At 33.0% G+C, this 20,321-nt stretch carries 1 protein-coding gene; it reads right to left on the reverse strand.

Going from position 1 to position 20,321, the window contains the following annotated elements; all coding sequences use genetic code 11:
- On the reverse strand, positions 1-19,778 hold a 19,778-nt coding region (locus BLU40_RS10395), incomplete at its 3' end, for an HYR domain-containing protein (RefSeq protein ID WP_090123138.1).
- Between the last annotated feature and the right edge of the window lie 543 nt (positions 19,779-20,321).

A 20,321-nucleotide genomic window follows, 5' to 3' on the forward strand; every position in this document is an offset into this window, starting at 1 on the left:
GTATCGGTACTTACGGCATTGGTTAGGCTTACGGTGAACAGTCCATTGCTGTTTGGTTCACTTGCCTGATTCGTTGCTGCTATACTTACCGCTGAAGCGTCATCATCAACTATAGTTCCTATTGCTACTGCTTCTGAAATGGTTGCCAAGCCTGTAATTCCACTTAGGGTTACCGTATAAGTCTCTGTTGACTCTACTAAACTATCATCTGTAATAGCTACCGTAAAGGTCTCTGTTGCACCATCTGCTGAATTTGCGAGGAAACTTACTGTACCTGTTGTTGCTGTGTAATCTAATCCTGCTATTGCACTTGTGTTGTTACTTGTTGCATAATTCACGGTAAAGCTATCCTGTACATCTCCTGTTAAAGTTACTGCAAAGGTTGCTACTCCTGCATCTTCATCTACACTTACATTGGCAATTGATACACTTGCTGCATCATTATCGATAATTGTAATATTTGAACTACCGTCTAAAATTGTAATTGGTTGCCCATTATCTTCACTTATAGAAATAGTTCCTGTAAATGATTCAGTAGGTTCTAAAACTAAGTCTCCTAAAATATTAATTGGAATATTTACCCCTGTACTTCCTGAAGGAATTACCACTAAATCTCCTGATTCAGAAATATAATCTGTAGTTGGTAAAGCTGTACCCGACACTGTAGAAAAACTTAAGACAACATCGCTTTGAGCAACACCATTCATAGTTACAACTAAATATCCTACTTGTGCTACATCTGTTTCTGTTATTGTGTTATCTGCAATTCTAATTGACAAGAAATCATCATCTGTAATAGTCCCTATTGCCTGTGTATCAAAACTAACTAGACTATTACTAATAGATTCAAAATTTAACTCAAAACTCTCTAATGGTTCTGCTATTAGATCTTCCGAAGTTGGAATTGTGATAGTGAAAGATTCAGGTGTTGTACCTGTGAAATTTAATGTTCCTGAGGTTGAAACATAATCTGAACTTGATAAAGCTGAATTATTGGCTGTTGAATAATCGACACTCACTCCTCCTTGCACATTTCCATTTAAAACAACTGTAAACACAGCATTATTTCCTTCATCAACTATAACATCAGAAACTGATAAAGAAGCTGAATCATTATCATTTAATGTTGCTATTGCTTGATTATCATAACTTACTAAAACATTAGAAATTCCAGATAAATTTAACATGAAATTCTCAACTACTTCTAAATAATCATCATCATTTGTTAGAACTGTTATGGTATAAGATTCTGCATCGGTTCCCGTAAACGTTAATGTGTTAGCTGAGACTGTATAATCACTATCAAATGTAGTTGCCGTACCATCATTTGTAGCATAATTAATACTAAATCCACCTTGAACATTCCCTGTTAAAGTAACTGTAAAAACTGCATTATTTCCTTCAACTACTGTAATATCTTCAACTGCTAAAGATGCTGAATTATTATCTGCTATTGTTACTGTTGCTTCATCATTATTTGTATCAATACTAGCATCAGCATCTCCAGAAGTTATAGAATTTAAGGTAACTATTACTGTTTCTGAAGCTTCTAAAACATTATCGTTTACAACATTTACATTTATAGTAACTGATGTTTCACCTGCTGGAATTGTAACAGTTCCTGTTAAAGCTGTATAATCATCTGTTGCTGTTGCGGTTCCTGTAATTAAATATTCAATTACTGTATCTACATCTGAAACATTACTTGTATTGATTGTAAATTGTCCATTATTTCCAGGTTCAGATGCAATTGCATCATTTGCTGAAATACTTATTAAGGCTGAGTCATCATCAGCAATTGTTACTGTTGCTGCTTCAGGTGTTCCTATTGAAATATTAGCATCTCCAGATGTTATTGCATTTAATGTTATTATAACAGTTTCTGAAGCTTCTAGAATATCATTATTTATTACTGAAAGGTCGATTAGAGCATTAAATGAACCTGCTGGTATAGTTACCGTTTCTGTTAATGTTACATAGTCTTCGGCTGAATTTGCTGTTCCTGTTACCGCGTAACTTATAACTGTCGCTGTTGAAGAAGCCTGCCCAATACTTACTGTAAACTGACCGTTATTGTTTGGTTCTGCTGCATTAGGGTCATTTGCAACTATACTTACCGTTGTTACATCGTTATCTGTAATTGTTCCTAATCCACTTGCATCAGAAAATGTGATTAATCTTCCTCCAAAATCATTCTCACTTAAATCAACAGTAAATGTTTCTGTTGGTTCCAATATATCATCACCATTAACTACTATTGTTATAGTTTGAGTTTCTCCTGACGTACCACTAAAGTTAATAGTCCCAGAATTTGCTACATAATCTAAACCTGCTAATGCTTCAACATTACTAGTTAAATAATTTACAGAGAATGGACCATCAGTACTTAACCCGATATGCGTAACTGTAAATTGATAATTAACTGTTGCTCCACCATCTACTTCAATTAAAGTAATATCATCAATTGAAAGTGTAACCTCATCGTTATCTCTAATTGTACCAACCGCAGATGAAATAGGTCCGCTACTTAATGTTACATTTTGACTATTATTAACTAATGAACTTAAAATACCACTAAACAATTCTGTTGGTTCAGCAATAATATCATCAGTAATATTAACTGAGACTGTTTGAGGGTTTGAATTTGAACCTCCAAAAGTTAATGTTGTAGAAGTTACAGCATCATAATCTGAACTCGATAATGCAGATCCATTTGATGTTGAAAATATAACTGTTACTTCATTTTGAATTTCTAAACTAGATGTAATTGTAAACTCTGCTGTTCCTACATCTTCATTTACAGTAAATCCTGCAATTGAAATAATAGCATTATCATCATCATTAATTATACTTGTTGCTGTATTGGTTCCTATTGTTACATGTTGATCATTATCGTTAACTAACGTAATTTCACCAGTAAATGACTCTTGTGGTTCAGATATTAAATCACCTATTACCACAACAGGAATATTAACTGAAAGTGTATTTGCCGGAATTGTATATTGAACTGTATTTTGTGCAATAAAATCAGTACCAACTGCTGTATCATTTGTTGTTGTGAACGAGATAATTATTGGCTCTTGAGCTAAATAATCTAATGTTGCAACAAAATTATATGTTGAATTACTATTAGTTTCTGAATTATTAAACCCTGTTAAAGTTATTGCATTTAATGGATCATCATCTACTATTGTACCTAAACCTTCAGAATCATTAATAGTTGCAGTACCAGTAGATACTATGTTACTTAAATCTACCGTATAATACTCGTTTAAAGGTTCTGTTATTGAATTGTCTATAATTGGAACTATAATAGTTTGTGTATCTCCTGTATTTGAACCAGCCATAAATGTTACGGTTCCAGTAGTTAACGTATAATCTGATGGTTGAACAGCTGGGTTTGTTGCTGCACCATTTGTTGTTGTATAATCTACAGTTAAATTATCTTGAATGTGACCTGTTAATGTTACTGTAAATATTGCTGTTCCTGACGCTACATCTTCAGCAACCTCAACATTATTAATAACTACACTTGCTGCATCATTATCGGTTATTGTACCAATTGCTGTTGGTGTTGAAATAGTAACATTCTGATTATTTGCAACTAAATTACTTATTGTACCTAATAATGTTTCTGTTGGTTCAACTAAATCATCATTATTAATTATTACTTCTACAGTTTGAACTAAATCATTAGTAGCACCAAAAGTTAAAGTTGTTGTAGCTACAGCAGTATAATCTGAACCTGCCAATGCTTGATTAATAATATTAGAAGTTGCAAAATCTACAGTAAATGTATTTTGAACTGCACTACTTAATGTTACTGTAAAGTTTGCTGTTACCGTGCCAACTTCAGATTCATTAATAGTAAACCCTGAAATTGATAATTCAGCTGAATCATTATCGGTTATTGTATAAGTTGCACTTGATTTTGTTAAATCAACTTGCTGACCATTATAATTATTTTCACTAATTGAAGCTGTGTAAGTTTCTGTTGGTTCTATTACTGAATCGCCTAAAACGTCAATAGGTATATTTAAAGTTGTTTGTCCTGCTGGAATTGTAATTGTAGCATATGATGGTGTTGTGTAATCTTTAAGTACACCGTTTAATGCTGTTCCATCAAAAGTTGAGTAATCTAATACTATTGGATTTTCAGAAGCTATATCTGTACTTACGATATAATTTACAAGTTGTGTTCCATTAGTTTCAACAACTGTTTTATCTTCTAAAGTAATATGAACAATATCATTATCATTAATAGTTGATGTAGCAATTGCTGTTGTTATAGAAACGTTTTGACCATTTACTTCACTTAAGGCAATTGTTCCTGTGAAGGTTTCAATTGGTTCAGCAATAATATCACCTAATATACTTATAGGAATATTTACTGAAGTTTGCCCAGCTGTTAAGGTATATGATTGAGAGCTTTGAGCAACATAATCACTACCAGAAGACGTTTCAACATCGGATGTTGTAAACGTAATTATAATATCTTCTTGAGCCTCAATATTACTTCTAACTACAAAATTATCGACTTGTGTACTTTCAGTTTCAGTAATTGTAAATTCGCTAATTGTTAGTGCAAGTGGATCATTGTCTATAATTGTACCTAAACCTTGATAATCACTATCTGTAAATGAAGCACTACCTGTTGAACTGATATTACTTAAATTAATATAATAAGTTTCCGTAGGTTCAGCAATAACATCATTTAAAATAGTTACTATAATTGACTGAGTTGTTGTTCCTGTTGAACCACCAGCAAAAGTTACAGTTCCTGAAGCTAATGTATAATCACTACCAGAAAGTGCATCAATATTAACTGCTGTATAATCAACCGTTAAATCATCTTGGATATCTCCTGTTAATGTAACAGTAAATGTAGCTGTACCATCAGCTTCATTTACACTCATATCATTTATTGAAATAGTTGCCGCATCAATAGCATCATTAATTACTCCCGTTGCTTGTGCTGAAGCTCCTCCCCCATTAAATGTAATATTTTGATTAGCCGCATCAACTAAATTACTAATTGTACCAAACAAATTCTCTGTAGGTTCAACAAAAGTATCATTAGTAATAGGAACTGTAACAGTTTGTGTTAATGCATTTGCTCCTCCAAAGTTTAATGTTGAAGTTACCGCAGTATAATCTGAGCCAGCTAAGGCCGAATCATCAGATGTTGCAAAATCTATTGTGAATGCTGTTTGGACAGTTTTATCCATGGTAATTGTAAAATCGGCTGTTCCAACAGCTTCATTTACAGTAAATCCAGAAATTGAAATTTGAGCAGCATCATCATTGGTAATTGTTCCAACACCTGTATCTTTTGCTATTGTTAAGTTAGGATTTACTAAACCACCAATTCTTTGGTTACTTAATACAATATTAAAGGTTTCGTCTAATTCAACTTTTTCATCACCATTTATTAATATTTCTATGGTTTGTTCAGTTATAGGATTGTCTCCTCCAATAAATGTTAATGTTCCAGAATTCGCTACATAATCACTATCTACTGTTGTTGCTGTTCCGTTTGTTGTAGTATAATCAACAGTTACATTTTCTTCAACTGCTAACGAAAGACTAACAGTAAAAGTTAAAGTTTGTTGCCCTGAATCTTGTTCTACTATTGAAACATCATTTATACTAACTGCTGAACTATCATCATTTTGGATTGTACCAGTTCCTGTTTTTCCTACTACTGGAATAGTTACATCCATACCTAAACCTAACGAATTTGGATCTATTAAACTTAAAACTACTGTAAATTCTTCATTTGCTTCTACTACCTCATCTTGATTTACAAGTACAGTAATAGTTTTAGTTGTTTCTGTCTCTCCAAAGTTCAACTGGCCTCCTGTACCTGTAAAATCTCCTGCACCTGCGATACCTGCCAATGCAGTTCCATTACTTGCATAAAAGGAAACTGTAAACCCATCAACTACATCTGGACCAGTTTTTGTAACAGTAAAATCAAATGCCGTTGTTCCTGGCACAGTGCTTCCTTCATTTATAGAAACTGAATTAATAGCTAAAGTAGCTGCATCGTTATCTGTATTTGTTAGAGTTACGTCATCTGGATTTAAAACATCGTAATTACTATCGGTTGTTTTAGTTGTATTTACTTTATTTTCTATACTGTAAGAAATTGTACCATCTACAATAGCATCATCTAATCCTGTTACTGTTACAGTTTGTGGTACATTCCAATTTGTATGATCAAACGTAAGTTCTAAATCTACTGTTCCTTCGGTTGTATCCTCTTCATCAACTATAACATCAACCACAACTTCATAATTTTCTGAATCGGTTGCTGGTTGGCTTGTTAACTCTATTGTGAAAATTGCTTGTCCTCCATCTTCTGTAGTTATTGAAGTTATTGGGGTAACAATAAATCCGGCAGTATCATTATCATTATTTACAACAGCTACATCACTTGGGTTTTCTCCATTATAATTTGAGTCTCCCGAAGATGCTGCATTTGTTACAATATTGTAGCTTACATTACCATCAACTATTTCATCATCTTCACCTGTTACGGTTACTGTTTGAGGTTCATCCCAATTTCCAGCCGTAAAAGTTAGCGTAGTTGTACTTAAGTTTGAAGTTAAACTCTCAGTTAAGTCATCACTAGTTAATGTAATTGTTACATCATTGGTAGGTTCTGTATCTAAAACTACTGTAAATGTGGCTGTTCCACCACTTTCTGTTGTTGGAGCGCTTATTACTGAAACTGTAACACCTGCAGTATCATTATCTAAATTAATTGCACTAACATCTGCTGGGTTTACGTTTTCATAACCAGATAAATCATCTGTAGCATCTGTATTAGTAGTTAATATAATTGTGTACGAAATATCTCCATCATCAACATCATCATTAACTCCTGTTACAGTTACTGTTTGTGGAGTATCCCAATTACTTTCATTAAATGTTAATGTGCTCTTATCAACTGTTCCTTCAGTTAAATCATCACTCTCAACATTAAACACAACTGTTCCTGTTGGTGCAAAAGGTAAAACAACTGTAAATGTATCAGTTCCTAAATCTTCGGTAGTTGTAATGGCTGTTTCTGAAACTATAATAGTATTATCAGGTAATGCATTTACAGTAATATTAAAATTACATGTTTCTGAATTTCCTGCTTCATCATAAACAATATAAGTTACTGTTGTTGTACCTATATTAAAAGTTGCTGAACTTAGCTCGTTTATTCCTGAGGCTTGAGCTGAAACAGTTGTTGCTCCAGATAAAGCATAGGTTAATTTTGTAACTGCACAATTATCGCTATAAATTGGAGCTGATATTCCAGAAACTTCTACTGAAGTATCTCCTCCATTTTCAACATCTTGAGTAATATTTGATGGACAAAAAATTGTTGGGTTTTGAGTATCAGCTACTACCACGTCAAATGTTACAGTATCTGAATTAATTGGTATTGAATGATCAGCTACTGTCCAAGTAACTGTAGTTGTTCCAGTTTCAAAAATTTGTCCGTTTAATGTAGTATTGGATCCTGTAACAACAGTAGTTGCACCACTTAATGTATATGTAATTGTAGGTGAAATATCACAATTATCTGTAGGATTCCATAAATCATTAGGGTGTGTATAAGTACAAACTCCACTATCTACTACTTCATTTCTATTGGTTAAATCGTCTAGCGTTGGAGCTTGTGTATCATCAATAGTAATTGTTGTTGAACAAACATCTGTTAAACCTGCATCGTCAGTTACTTTTAAGTAAATTGTGTTTCCACTAATTTCAGAACAATTATAACTTAACGATGAATTAAAATTGGTTCCGTCTTTTGAAATTTCATAAGAAGTAATTCCACAATTATCGGTTGAATTATCATTTATTATTGAAGGAAGAACTGTTACAGTTCCGTCTCTTTCTAATTCTACATTTGCAACTTTACAATTTGCTTGAGGATCTTCAGTATCATTAACTGTTACCGTGTATGAACAAGTTTCAGAATTTCCAGAAGCATCAGTAGCTGTCCAAGTTACTGTTGTTGTTCCTTTATTAAATGGTACAGCTTGAATATCTGTACCTGTTCCTGTTGTTACTCCAGATAATGAATAGGTTAATGAAACAACTCCACAGTTATCTGTTGCAGTTGCATTCCAATCTGTATTGCCATGTACGTGAGTACATTCACTAGGATCAGTTACTTCGGTTTGATTTGTTGAACATAAAGTAAAAGTAGGTTTTCTTGTATCAACAACCTCAACCGTTGCGTCACAAGTTGCTACATTTCCATTAACATCAGTTACTGTTAAAGTTACAGTATTATTACCTAAATCTGCACATGTAAATGCTGTTTTACTTGCAACTCTTGAACTAATTCCACAGACATCAGTTGAACCGCCATCAATATCATTTCCTGTAATTGAAGCGTTTCCATCTGCATCTAATGGAATTGTAATGTTTTGACATATGGCATTAGGCAATACATTATCAACAACAGTTACAGTTGTTGAACAAATATTTGTTCTTCCAGCTATATCAGTAACAGTAAGTGTTACATTAACTGGTGTTCCAATATCACTACAGCTAAAAGTATTTGGGAATACTTCTCTAGTTGAAATTGAACAATTATCAGATGATCCTGCTGAAATTGTATTAATATCTGCAGCAGATAACGAATAATTTCCTGCTGAGTTTAATTGAATTGTTATTGGTGTACATGCCGCAACTGGGTTTATAGAATCTTCTACAGTTACAGTAGCATTACACATTGAAACATTATTATTAGTATCTGTTACAGTTAATGTAACTGTATTTGCACCAAAATCTGCACAAGTAAAATCTGTTTTACTAGCTACAATACTTAATATTCCACAATTATCATTTGATCCATTATTAATATCATTTTCATTTATTGATGCATTTCCTAAAGCATCAAGTTGAATAGTTATATTTTGACAAATAGCATTTGGTAATTGATTATCTTCAACTACAACATCAAAAGTACATTGATTTGAATTTCCTGAACCATCAATTACTGTCCAAGTTACTGTTGTTGTTCCTTTATTAAACTCTTGTCCATTAAGATCTCTATTTGCTGGATTATCAGCAAGAACAGTATCTCCCGATAATGCGTAAGTTAAACTTGAAATAGTTGTACATGCATCGGTTGCAATTGCATTCCAAGTAGAATTATTATGTGTATAAGTACATTCATTAGCATCTGTATCAACAACTTTATTTGAAGTACAAGTAATTAATGGCTCAATTTTATCTTCAACAGTTACAAGTGCAGTACAAGTTGCAACATTGTTATTTGTATCTGTAACTGTAAGGGTAACTGTATTTGTTACTGGATTAGCTCCAATATTTGAACAATCAAAATTCGTTTTATCTAATGATAAACTAGTTATTCCACAAGCGTCTGTTGATCCATTATCAATATCATTAGCTGTAATAGTTGCATTACCAGATGCATCTAATTGAATTGTAATATCTTGGCATATTACAGTTGGTATTACTGTATCTTCAACAGTAACAATAGCAGAGCAGGTGTCTGAATTTCCTGCTGGATCAGTTACCGTTAACACTACTTCATTTGCTCCAATATTTGAACAATTGAATGTATTTGGGCTGGCTACTCTATTTAATGTACTTAAACAATTATCATAAGAGCCATTATCAATATCTAAACCTGTAATAGTTGCTTCACCATTTATATCTAAAGATACCGTAATGTTTTTACATACCGCAACTGGGTTTACATCATCTTCAATAGTTACCGTAGTATCGCAAGTGGAACTATTTCCATTAACATCGGTTACAGTTAATGTTACCGTATTTACACCTACGTTTGTACAATCAAAAGATGTTTTACTTGCTGAAATACTAGCTATTCCACAAGCATCATTAGATCCATTATTTATATCCGAAGCTAAAATAGTTGCATTACCTAATACATCTAAATATAATGTTACTGGTTTGCACAAAGCAGTTGGTGGTGTTACATCTGCTACTGTTACAATTGCATCACAGGTAGCAACATTTCCATAATTATCTGTAACGGTAAGTGTAACTCTATTTGTACCAACATCTACACAATCAAATGAATTTGGTGAAACCTCAAAAGTAGCTATACCACTAGGGTCTGAAGAACCTAATGCGATTGCATTTATATTTTCTGTTGATAATGAATAGCTTCCTGTATTGTCTAAATTAACAGTAATTGGGTTACAAACTGTAGTTGGAGCTTCATTATCTTCAACAATTACTTGGTAAAATCCAGTATTACTATTTCCATAAATATCTGTAGCTGTCCAAACAACTGTATGAGTTCCAACAGTAAATGTTTCGCCCATAATACTTGTTAAAGCGTCAGTTCCTACAATTGCACCTCCGTCTATTTGATAAGTAATTGTATTTATTGTACAATTATCGGTCACAGCAATATTCCAACTACTATCTGCTGTACTATTTGCTTCATAAGTACTTAAGCCTGCGTTTACATTTCTTGTTTGTGTTGCAATAGGAATTAAGTTTGGTAATTGTGTATCAGTAATAGTAAATGCAGTTGTACATGTTGCACTAACATTGTTACTTAAATCATATAATCTCCAAATTACATTAGTAATCCCAACAGGTATTTGAGCTCCTACTAAAGTAGTATTTACATCTGTGCCTACTTCTGGAGCTCCATCTATAGAATATGTTAATTTAGAAACTCCCGCGTTATCCTTAAAATCAAAAGGATCAAACTCTGAACTTGTTACTGTTAAAAAACAAGACCCCAAATCAGCTTCTCTAGTAACTGCTACATCTGCACAACTATTAATAACAGGTTGTTCAATATCTGTCACAACTACTTGAATTGTACAAGATGTTGAATTATCACTTTCATCAGTAGCTGTCCAAACTACTGTAGTTATACCAATTGGAAAAGTGCTACCTGTAAGGGTTGCTGTATTATTATAATCGTTTTCTAATGTAACTATGCAATTATCTGAATAATTTGTAGGGTTAAACTCGTTTCCTAACCCTGTATAATATGCTTTATTTGTATCTGTATTTCTGTTGAATTGATTTCCAACATCACCTAAAGGGCAATTTAATGTTGGAGATAGATTATCTGTAACAGTAATATCGAAACTGTATGTTAAAATGTTCCCTGATTCATCTACTACTATATATGACACTTCTGTTATTCCTACTGGAAATTCATAATCAGGAACAGCATATGAAGGAGAAATTGTTATCACTAAATCTTCTTGGGCTGTTACATTATCTATAAATGTAGGAGGCGTATAATCTACTTTAGCATTACAACTAGCTCCTGCATCAACAGAAATACTTGAAGGTGCATTTTCTAATCTTGGTAATTCCGTATCAACAATATAAGCGTAAAAGTTAGCTGAACCAACATTACCGCTATCATCAGTTGCTTCCCAAGTTACCGAGTTCTCTCCCATTTGCATTTGCAAATCATCTAGTGTAGCTACACCAAATTCATTTACAATTTTAGTTACAATTCCACAGTTATCTGTTGCAGTAACATCATCAAACTCACCATCTTTTACGGTGTAATAATTTTTATGTAAATCTGTACTTCTAATTTGATTTCCTGGTACTACAAGTATTGGTGCTTCATCATCTGTTATTGTTAAAACAAACGAGCAGCTATTTTCTTTACCTCCTGAATCAGTAGCGGTCCAAGTTATTGTAATCTGACCGGTGGTTGCTCCATTGTTATGACCTCTAGGAATACTTACACCAGATAGTGTATTTGTTCCAGTAACTTCAACCAATGTTTCAGGATGGATAAAACTCCAGGATAACAATGGTGTTGTACAATTATCATCAAAAGCTAATAGGTCAAACTCATTTCCTAGAACTTTATATTCACAAGTTCCTGCATCGGCACTTCTGGTTTGATCTTCAATACACGTTAAAGTTGGAGCTGTATCTGTTACAACTACATCAAAAGAACAAGTTGAAACATTATCGTTATTATCTGTTGCTGTATAAGTAACTGTTGTTGTTCCAACACTAAATATACTTCCTGAATTATGAGTTGAAATAAACGATTTTACACCTGCACAATCATCAGTAGCCACAAGAGCTGGCCAAGAAACATTAACCTGACAGTTATTACCTGTTGCTTTTGCAGTTATTGGTTCTGAAGGACAATTTGAAATTATTGGTGATTCATTATCATATACGGTAACTTTTTGAACATATACTGTTTGGTTTCCTTCTTCATCTGTAAATTGCCATCTTACATTAGTTGTACCTAATAAAAATGTAGCAGGGGCATTATTTGTAATTGTTATATCTCCAACAGCCGAACAATTATCGGTTACAGTTGGAGGTGTTAATGTAAAGGTATTTGTACAAGTTCCTGGGTCTACATTTACTGTTACATCATCAAATGGTAATTGAAGCTCTGGAGCTTCTTCATCATTAACCGTAAAAGTAAATTCGCATGAATTTGTATATTCAGTTCCTCCTATTGTTTGAGTAGCAGTCCAAGTTATTGTATTAACTCCTTTAGGAATTGAAGCTCCTGCTAAAGTAGTATTTGAAGGTGCACCTACTAGATTATGAGTCATTGTTCTTGCATCTCCTGAAATAGAAGTAAACGTTGCATCAAAATCTGTATTATCTAATGGAATTGTATAACTACAAGAACCTGTATTGGTAACTTCAGTATTATTATTTGGACAATCAATAATTGGTTTAAATGAGTCTACTACAGTAACATTAACATTACATGTTGCTGTGTTTGGTGTTCCTGGATTTCCATCTTCTGCTGTCCAAGTTATTATATGATCTCCTATATTTAAATGCTGACCATTGATATACCTTGTACCTGTTAAACTATTTGTGTAAGATGTAACTACACAATTATCAGTTACTGAAGGTGTAAACTCATCACCTTTAATATAATAGTAATCTACGTATGGGTGCGTATATTCTCTATAGTATGTTTCAGTTGGGCAATCAATAACTGGCGAAATATCATCAGTTACTGTAATTTTTTGTGTATGATATACATAATTTCCTCTTGCATCTTTTGCTCTCCAATAAATATTAGTTTCACCTAAATTAAAAGTAGTATCGTTTGTTGATTGTGTATAAGTAATTGCTGCAGGAGCATCGCAATTATCAGTAGCTGTTGGCACACCAACATCAACACCTGTTGCAGTACAACTACTTCCTGCATCAACACTTACTGTAATATCTGCAGGCCAAGTTACAACTGGAAATTGATCATCGTAAACATGAATATTATATGTACAACAAACATTAGTATCACTACCATTTGTTGCTGTCCATGAAACTGTAGTAACACCCTTATTAAGAATTACACCATTTAATGTTGTTGAACCTGAACCAGTTGTTGCCCCCGATAAAGTGTAAGTTAAAACTGTTGTTGGCGTTGTTGATGAAATATCTAATTCTGTATTTTGAATAATATAAGTACATACACCTGGATCTGTTGGTCGTCTTTGAAAACCTCTACAAGTAACCGATGGTGGATCATCAGTATTAATTGTAATTGTTGTAGTACAATTTGTTACATTGTTGTTTGTATCTGTTATTGTCCAATTAACTACAGTTGTACCAGCAGCGATTTGTTCACCTGCCAATGTATTTGTTCCGTTATAATCATTTGTAACAGTTACTGTTGAGCAATCATAAATTCCATAGGGGTTAAATTCGTGATCATAAACTGTATAATAGTTTTGTCCCTCATCTACTTCTCTACAAATAGAAGTAATACAATTTAATGTAGGTGCATCATCATCAACAACTGTTACTGTTTGAGTAGTGCTTACTCTATTTCCATGAATATCTTCAACATACCAAGTAACCGTAGTTACTCCTATATTATATGTAGCATCTATTTGATTGTTCCATACATTTAAAACACCACAATTATCACTAACAACTGGGGTTCCTAAATTTACATTTGTTGCAAAACATCCTGAATTTGTGTTTCTTGTAAGATTAGCTGGAGCAGTAATTACTGGATCTTCATTATCACTTACAATAACATAAAAACTACAATCATTTGTGTACTCAGTTCCATCTACAGTTTGCGAAGCTGTCCAAGTAACTAAAGTTGTTCCTTGAGGAAAAACTGCGCCATCTAATGTAGACGATGAATTATAATCATTTATTAAAGTTGCTCCTGCAGTTGTAGAAATTGCATTAAATTCTGTTCCTGAAACAGTATAGAAACACTCTCCGGTATCTGTATTTTTAGACTGGTCGCCTACACAAGTAATAGCAGGGTATAAATCTGAAACCACATTTACTGTTATAGTACAAGTTTCAATATTTGCTGGTGATGCAGAATCTGTAGCAGTCCAAACAATTGTATTTACACCTTCGTTTAATTGAACTCCTGTTAAATTAGTTCCTGAACCTGTAGTTGCTCCTGAAAGCACATATTCATAAGTGTCTATACTACAATTTTCAGTAACAACAGGTTTAAACTCATTGGTACCAACTACATAATAGTTTTGCCCTATACCATAAACTCTTGTATAATCAGAAGAAGGACAATTAATTACTGGCTTAACATCATCAACTACAGTTATTTGTAATGTTTTTATAGTTTCATTTCCGTAATTATCTTTAACACTCCAAGAAACATTAGTTGTTCCTACTGGGAATTTAACATAAGCTAATGATCTATAACTATTGTAATCATTTATTACAGTATAATTTGCAGAAGTACAATTATCTGTAATAGCTTGCGGATCAAATTCTGTTCCTACAGCTGTATAATAGCAATCTGTACTAGATGTTGATTTAGTTATTGAAACCACAGCATCTGTATTACCGGTAAGGTTATACTCAGGAGATGTAACATCGTTAACATCTACTTGGTATTGGGTAGTAGCAATATTTCCACCACTATCAGTTACCGTCCAAACAACAACAGTAATTCCAACAGGAAATTCGTAACCATCTAAGGTTACTAAACCGTTTAAATTATTTGTTAATGTATATGAAGGGCAGTTATCTGTTACAGTAACAGGATCAAACTCTGCTCCTACTGTTATATATGAACAACTCGTAGTTGGAGCATTTCTTGTTTGGTCTAAAACTGCTGAAATTGTAGGTGTTACAGGGTCTACAACAGTAATATTAAAACTACAACTAGCTTCATTTTCTTTAGAATCTTTTATTGTCCAAACAACAGCGTGTACCCCTGCTGTTAAAATTTCACCAGCTAATGAAGTAGAAGCTCCACCTGAAACACCATTTAAAGTATATGAAATAGTTAAATCTCCTGAAGCATCACAATTATCAGTTAATCCTGAAGGATCAAACTCTGTACCTACAACAGTATAATCACAAACTGTACTTGGTATGTTTCTTATTTCATTTCCATAACATTCAAACGTAGGCGCTTGATTATCTAAAACAGTAATAGTAAAGGCATCTGCTACAACAGTATTTCCGTTTACATCTTCCACTGTCCATTCTACCGAATACGGTACATTATCAGGTAACAGTTGAATTCCTGCTAGTGTATTTGTTCCTGTAAATTCTGTTGTTACTCCTTTAGTAATAATATAGGTAGGATCTTGAAGTCCACAATTATCAGCAATATTTCTTAAATCAAAAGAAGTGTCAACAATTGTATAGTAACATTGAGCTGGATCTGTATATTTATCAAAATTACCAGTAGATTGATCAAATGTTGGATTCTGAGTATCATTAATACGTACATATATAGTACAAGTACTTATATTATCAAACTCATCAACTGCTGTCCAAGTAATTGTGTGGTCACCAACTGGTAACTCTTTACCTTGTAAAGTTGTAGTACCATCAAATGAATTAGTTGCTGCTGTAAACGCACAACCATCAGTAGTTGTTGGGTCAAATTCAGCTCCTATAACTTCATAAAAACATAAACCAGTATTTGCATCTCTATTGAATGGAGATAATTCTGTACTTCCTGAAGGACAAGTTAATTCTGGAGGTGTTAAATCACTTATAGTTACATTAAAACTCATGTTAACTATATTTCCTGAAGAATCTTCAACAGTATAAGTAACTTTTGTTAAACCTACAGGAAAACTTGTTCCATTTGCTAACCCTTCAGTTTGAGTAAAACTAGTTAATGTACAATTATCACTTGCTGTTGGTTCAGCCCAACCAATTATTTTACCACATCCTGTATCAATTTCTTCGGTAATATCATTTATTTTTGAAATAATTGGTAAGGTATCATCTGTAACTGTAACTCTAAAACTACTTGATTTAGAATTAACACCATCACTTACCGTCCAAACAATTGTATTAATTCCAGGCATTATTAAAACACCATCTAATGTAGTACCTACAACTGGAGCACTAGAGTTTATTTTATATGTTACTTCGTTAACTAAACAATTATCTGAATATGTTGCGTCAAACTCTGTACCGTTTACAGTATATCCACAAGCGTCAGAATCTGTACCCTTATATTGGTTACCAACTGTTGAAACCGAGGGTGATTGATTATCTACAACCGTTTTTGTAAATGTTAAAGGTGCTGAAGAATTTGTTCCATCTGAAGCTGTCCATTCAATTACATTTACACCTTTTAATAATGTTTGACCTGTTAATGAGCCTGAACCAGACAAAGTAGTTGCTCCAGTTACTTCATATAAAAGAGTAATACCTGATGTACAATTATCAGCTCCCATAGGGTCTAACTCCGACCCTTTTACAGTGTAACTACATTCACTAATATCTACATTTAAACTAGAATCTGCTGTTCCCGCTGTTGCAGTTAATGTTGGTGCAATATTATCTGCTACCACAACTGTTGAATTACATGTTGATGTATTACCTGAAGCATCTTTTACAGTCATTACAACTGTGTTGTTTCCTTTGTTAGAACAATTAAATGTTGTTTTACTAAGCGTAATTACTAAATCTTCTGAATTAGTACAATTATCTGAAGAAGCGTTATTTACATCTGCAACTGTTAAGGTTGCTACTCCTGAAGCATTTAAATAAATTGTTGGTGAAATACAAACTGCATTTGGATTTTGATTATCAGAAACAATAACATCAAAACTGCAAACATTACTAATATTTCCAGCTTCATCAGTTACTGTATAAGTTACAGTTGTTGTTCCAACATTAAATGAACTTCCTGGCAAATGTGATTTCGTCCAAACTAAGTTACCTTCAACTGTACAATTATCTGAAGCAGAAGGCTCTACCCAACTTACCGCTGCTGTGCATAAACCAGAATCTGTATTTTGAGTAATTGTTGTAGGACAATTGGTAATTACTGGTTTTTGAGAATCTTCAACAACCACATCAAAAGAACAAGTAACACTATTATTACCTGCTTCATCAGTTGCTACGTATGTTACCGTTGTTGTACCTGGTGAAAAAACTGTACCTGGTGTATGAGATTTTGTCCACACAATATTTGCTGAACTTGTACAATTATCATTTACAGAAGGTTCAGTCCAAGAAACAGTAGCGTTACAAGAATCTAAATCGGTAGTTTTTGTTATATTAGAAGGACACCCAATAATTTCAGGTAATTGAGCATCTACAACTGTAACATTAAAACTACAAGTAGCACTTACATTATCAAACTCATCTTTGGCTGTATAGGTAACTATAGTTGTTCCAACTGGAAAAACTGTTCCTGGAGTATGAGATTTTTCCCAAGTTATACTTGCTGGGTTTGTACAATTATCTGAAACTGTTGGTTCAGTCCAAGATACTACAGCGTTACAAGAATCTAAATCGTTATTTTGTGTTATATCTAGCGGACAGTTTACAATTATCGGAATTTCATTATCAACTATTGTTACATTAAAACTACATGAAGTTTTATTTCCTGACGCATCAGTTACTTCAAAGGTATTAACAGTTGTTCCTTCAGGAAAAACACTTCCACTTGCCAATCCTGCTATTTGAGATGTTGTAACACCTACACAATTATCGGTTCCTACCGGGGTGATATAATTAATTGTTGCTCCACAAGTACCAGCTTCAACATTTTGGGTAATATTTGTTGGGCATGTTATTTCAGGGTATTGGCTATCTGAAACAACAATATTAAATAAACCTGTATTTTCATTTCCAGTATCATCTGCAACCGTGTATGTTACATTTGTTGTTCCTATTGGAAAAGCACTCCCAATAGTTAAACCTGCTGTTGGACTTGTTGCATATGATATAGTTTGAACACTACAATTATCTGTAGCTGTAGGTTCTACCCAACTTACAATTGCATTACAAGCATCAACATCATTATTTATTAGAATATTATTAGGTAAATCCACCAACAATGGTAATTCAGCATCATTTATAATAACTGAGAAACTACAAGTATCGGTATTTAATGCCCCGTCTGTAACAGTAACTTCAACATTAGTTACTCCTTTATTAAAAGTAGCGCCATTTAGCGTTGTTGGAATTGTTGTATTTGTAGCACCGGTTAACACGTATGAAACAGCAGGTGTTCCACAATTATCTAGCGCTGTTGCATTCCAAGAATTACTAGTGTGTGTATAGTTGCAATTTCCTAAACTTGTATTTCTTGTTTGGTTTGAAACACAACTAACTGTTGGATTTTCAGAATCTGAAATAATTACGTCAAAACTGCAAGTATTTGTTAAACCTGCTCCATCAGTTACTGTCCACGTTACAGTTGTTGTTCCCGCTAAAAAAGCAACACTATTTAGAGTAGTACCTGAACCAGTTGTAGCACCTGTTAAATTATATGTTACAGAAGCAACCGTACAATTATCATTACCTACTGCATCCCAAGCAGTGCCAGAATGCTCATAAGAACACCCATTATTTGCGGCTACTGGCTGATTACCTACACAAGTAATTTCAGGAGCTACATTATCTATTAATGTAACATTAAAATTATATGTATTTTCATTTCCAGCTTCATCAGTTGCAGTTATTACTACAGGCTGCACAGAATTATGATTACTAACTATTGATCCAGGAACTGGGTTTTGAATTAAAGTTATATTTGCTTCAGAAGAACAATTATCTGTAACAGTTACAGTATTTCTATAATCTGGTAAAATTGCATTACAGTCACCTACTACTGTATTAATAATTTTATTTCCTTCACCTGTTATAGTTGGCACTATATTTTCTAAACTTACAGAGAGTGCTTGAGTAGATTCACATAAAGAAGCGCTTAAGGCTCTAATTGTGTAGTTTGTATTTTCTGTAATTGTTGCATTATAAGGTAAGTCACCCAACTTAACCGAATTTGCTTCATTCCATAATTCATATGTATTACCATCTGTTGCTGCTGCATCAATAATAAAAGCTGAATTATAACAAACAGCATTACCTGAATTTACCGTTGCAGTAATATTAGATGGTAATGGATTTACAGTTATTGTAACTGTTGAAGAATTTATTGGCAACGAAATATTAAACTGATCAATTACACTAACTAGTGAATAAGTGGTGGTAACTGTTGGCGCTACCGTAATTGGATCACCTCCATAAGTAGGGCTTTCAATATTTGCATCACAATTATAATTGGTTACGGTATAATTAGAAGTACCATCAGAGTATACAATTGTATACGGATTAATACTTGCTCCAATTATTACTTCAATTGTGGCGCTTTCTCCTTCACAAATTGTTGATACTCCATCAACATTAATAGTTGCATCTTGAGAATAAATGTGTTGTTGAAAACTTAAAAAGAAAATGGCGAAAAATAATAGCGTAAATAAATTACGAAATTTAGTGTTTTTCGCATATAACTGTTTGAGTAGTTGTTTATTCATAATGTAGGGTGTAAGCTTAGGTTTATACTAAATGTAGTATAGCTTCAATATTATTTTTAACAATCTATCAAGTGAAAAAATATCACTTCAAAGAAATTTGAATTATTGAGAAAGTAGAATCATCAAAGAATCCTATAACGAGTATATTTGGGTTGTATATGTATATCTATAAAATTAATTTTTTTATAGATTTTTAGAAGAAAATTGAGCGGTAGGTATCGGTTATTCATTTTTTAAACATTTAAATGTTTTTATAGTGAGTTAAATTTAGAGTATTTACCAAAAATATTTTGTGATAAATATCATTAAACTCCAATAAATAGCTAATATAAATAAACAAACAGTACAAAACACTACATAAAAGACACCTTTACAAAAACACCTTACTACTTATATTGTTTTACCGTACTTTGAATTCGAGTAGATTTTTTTTACTATAAAAAAATTATAACACAAAAAAAATTATTTTTGTAGATAGAATTTAAATGAATAAAAAATATTTTTACTTTTTCTTCAAAACCTGACATTCGTCATTATTATTTC

This window comes from Lutibacter oricola, from assembly GCF_900106565.1.
GTDB classification, from domain to species: domain Bacteria; phylum Bacteroidota; class Bacteroidia; order Flavobacteriales; family Flavobacteriaceae; genus Lutibacter; species Lutibacter oricola.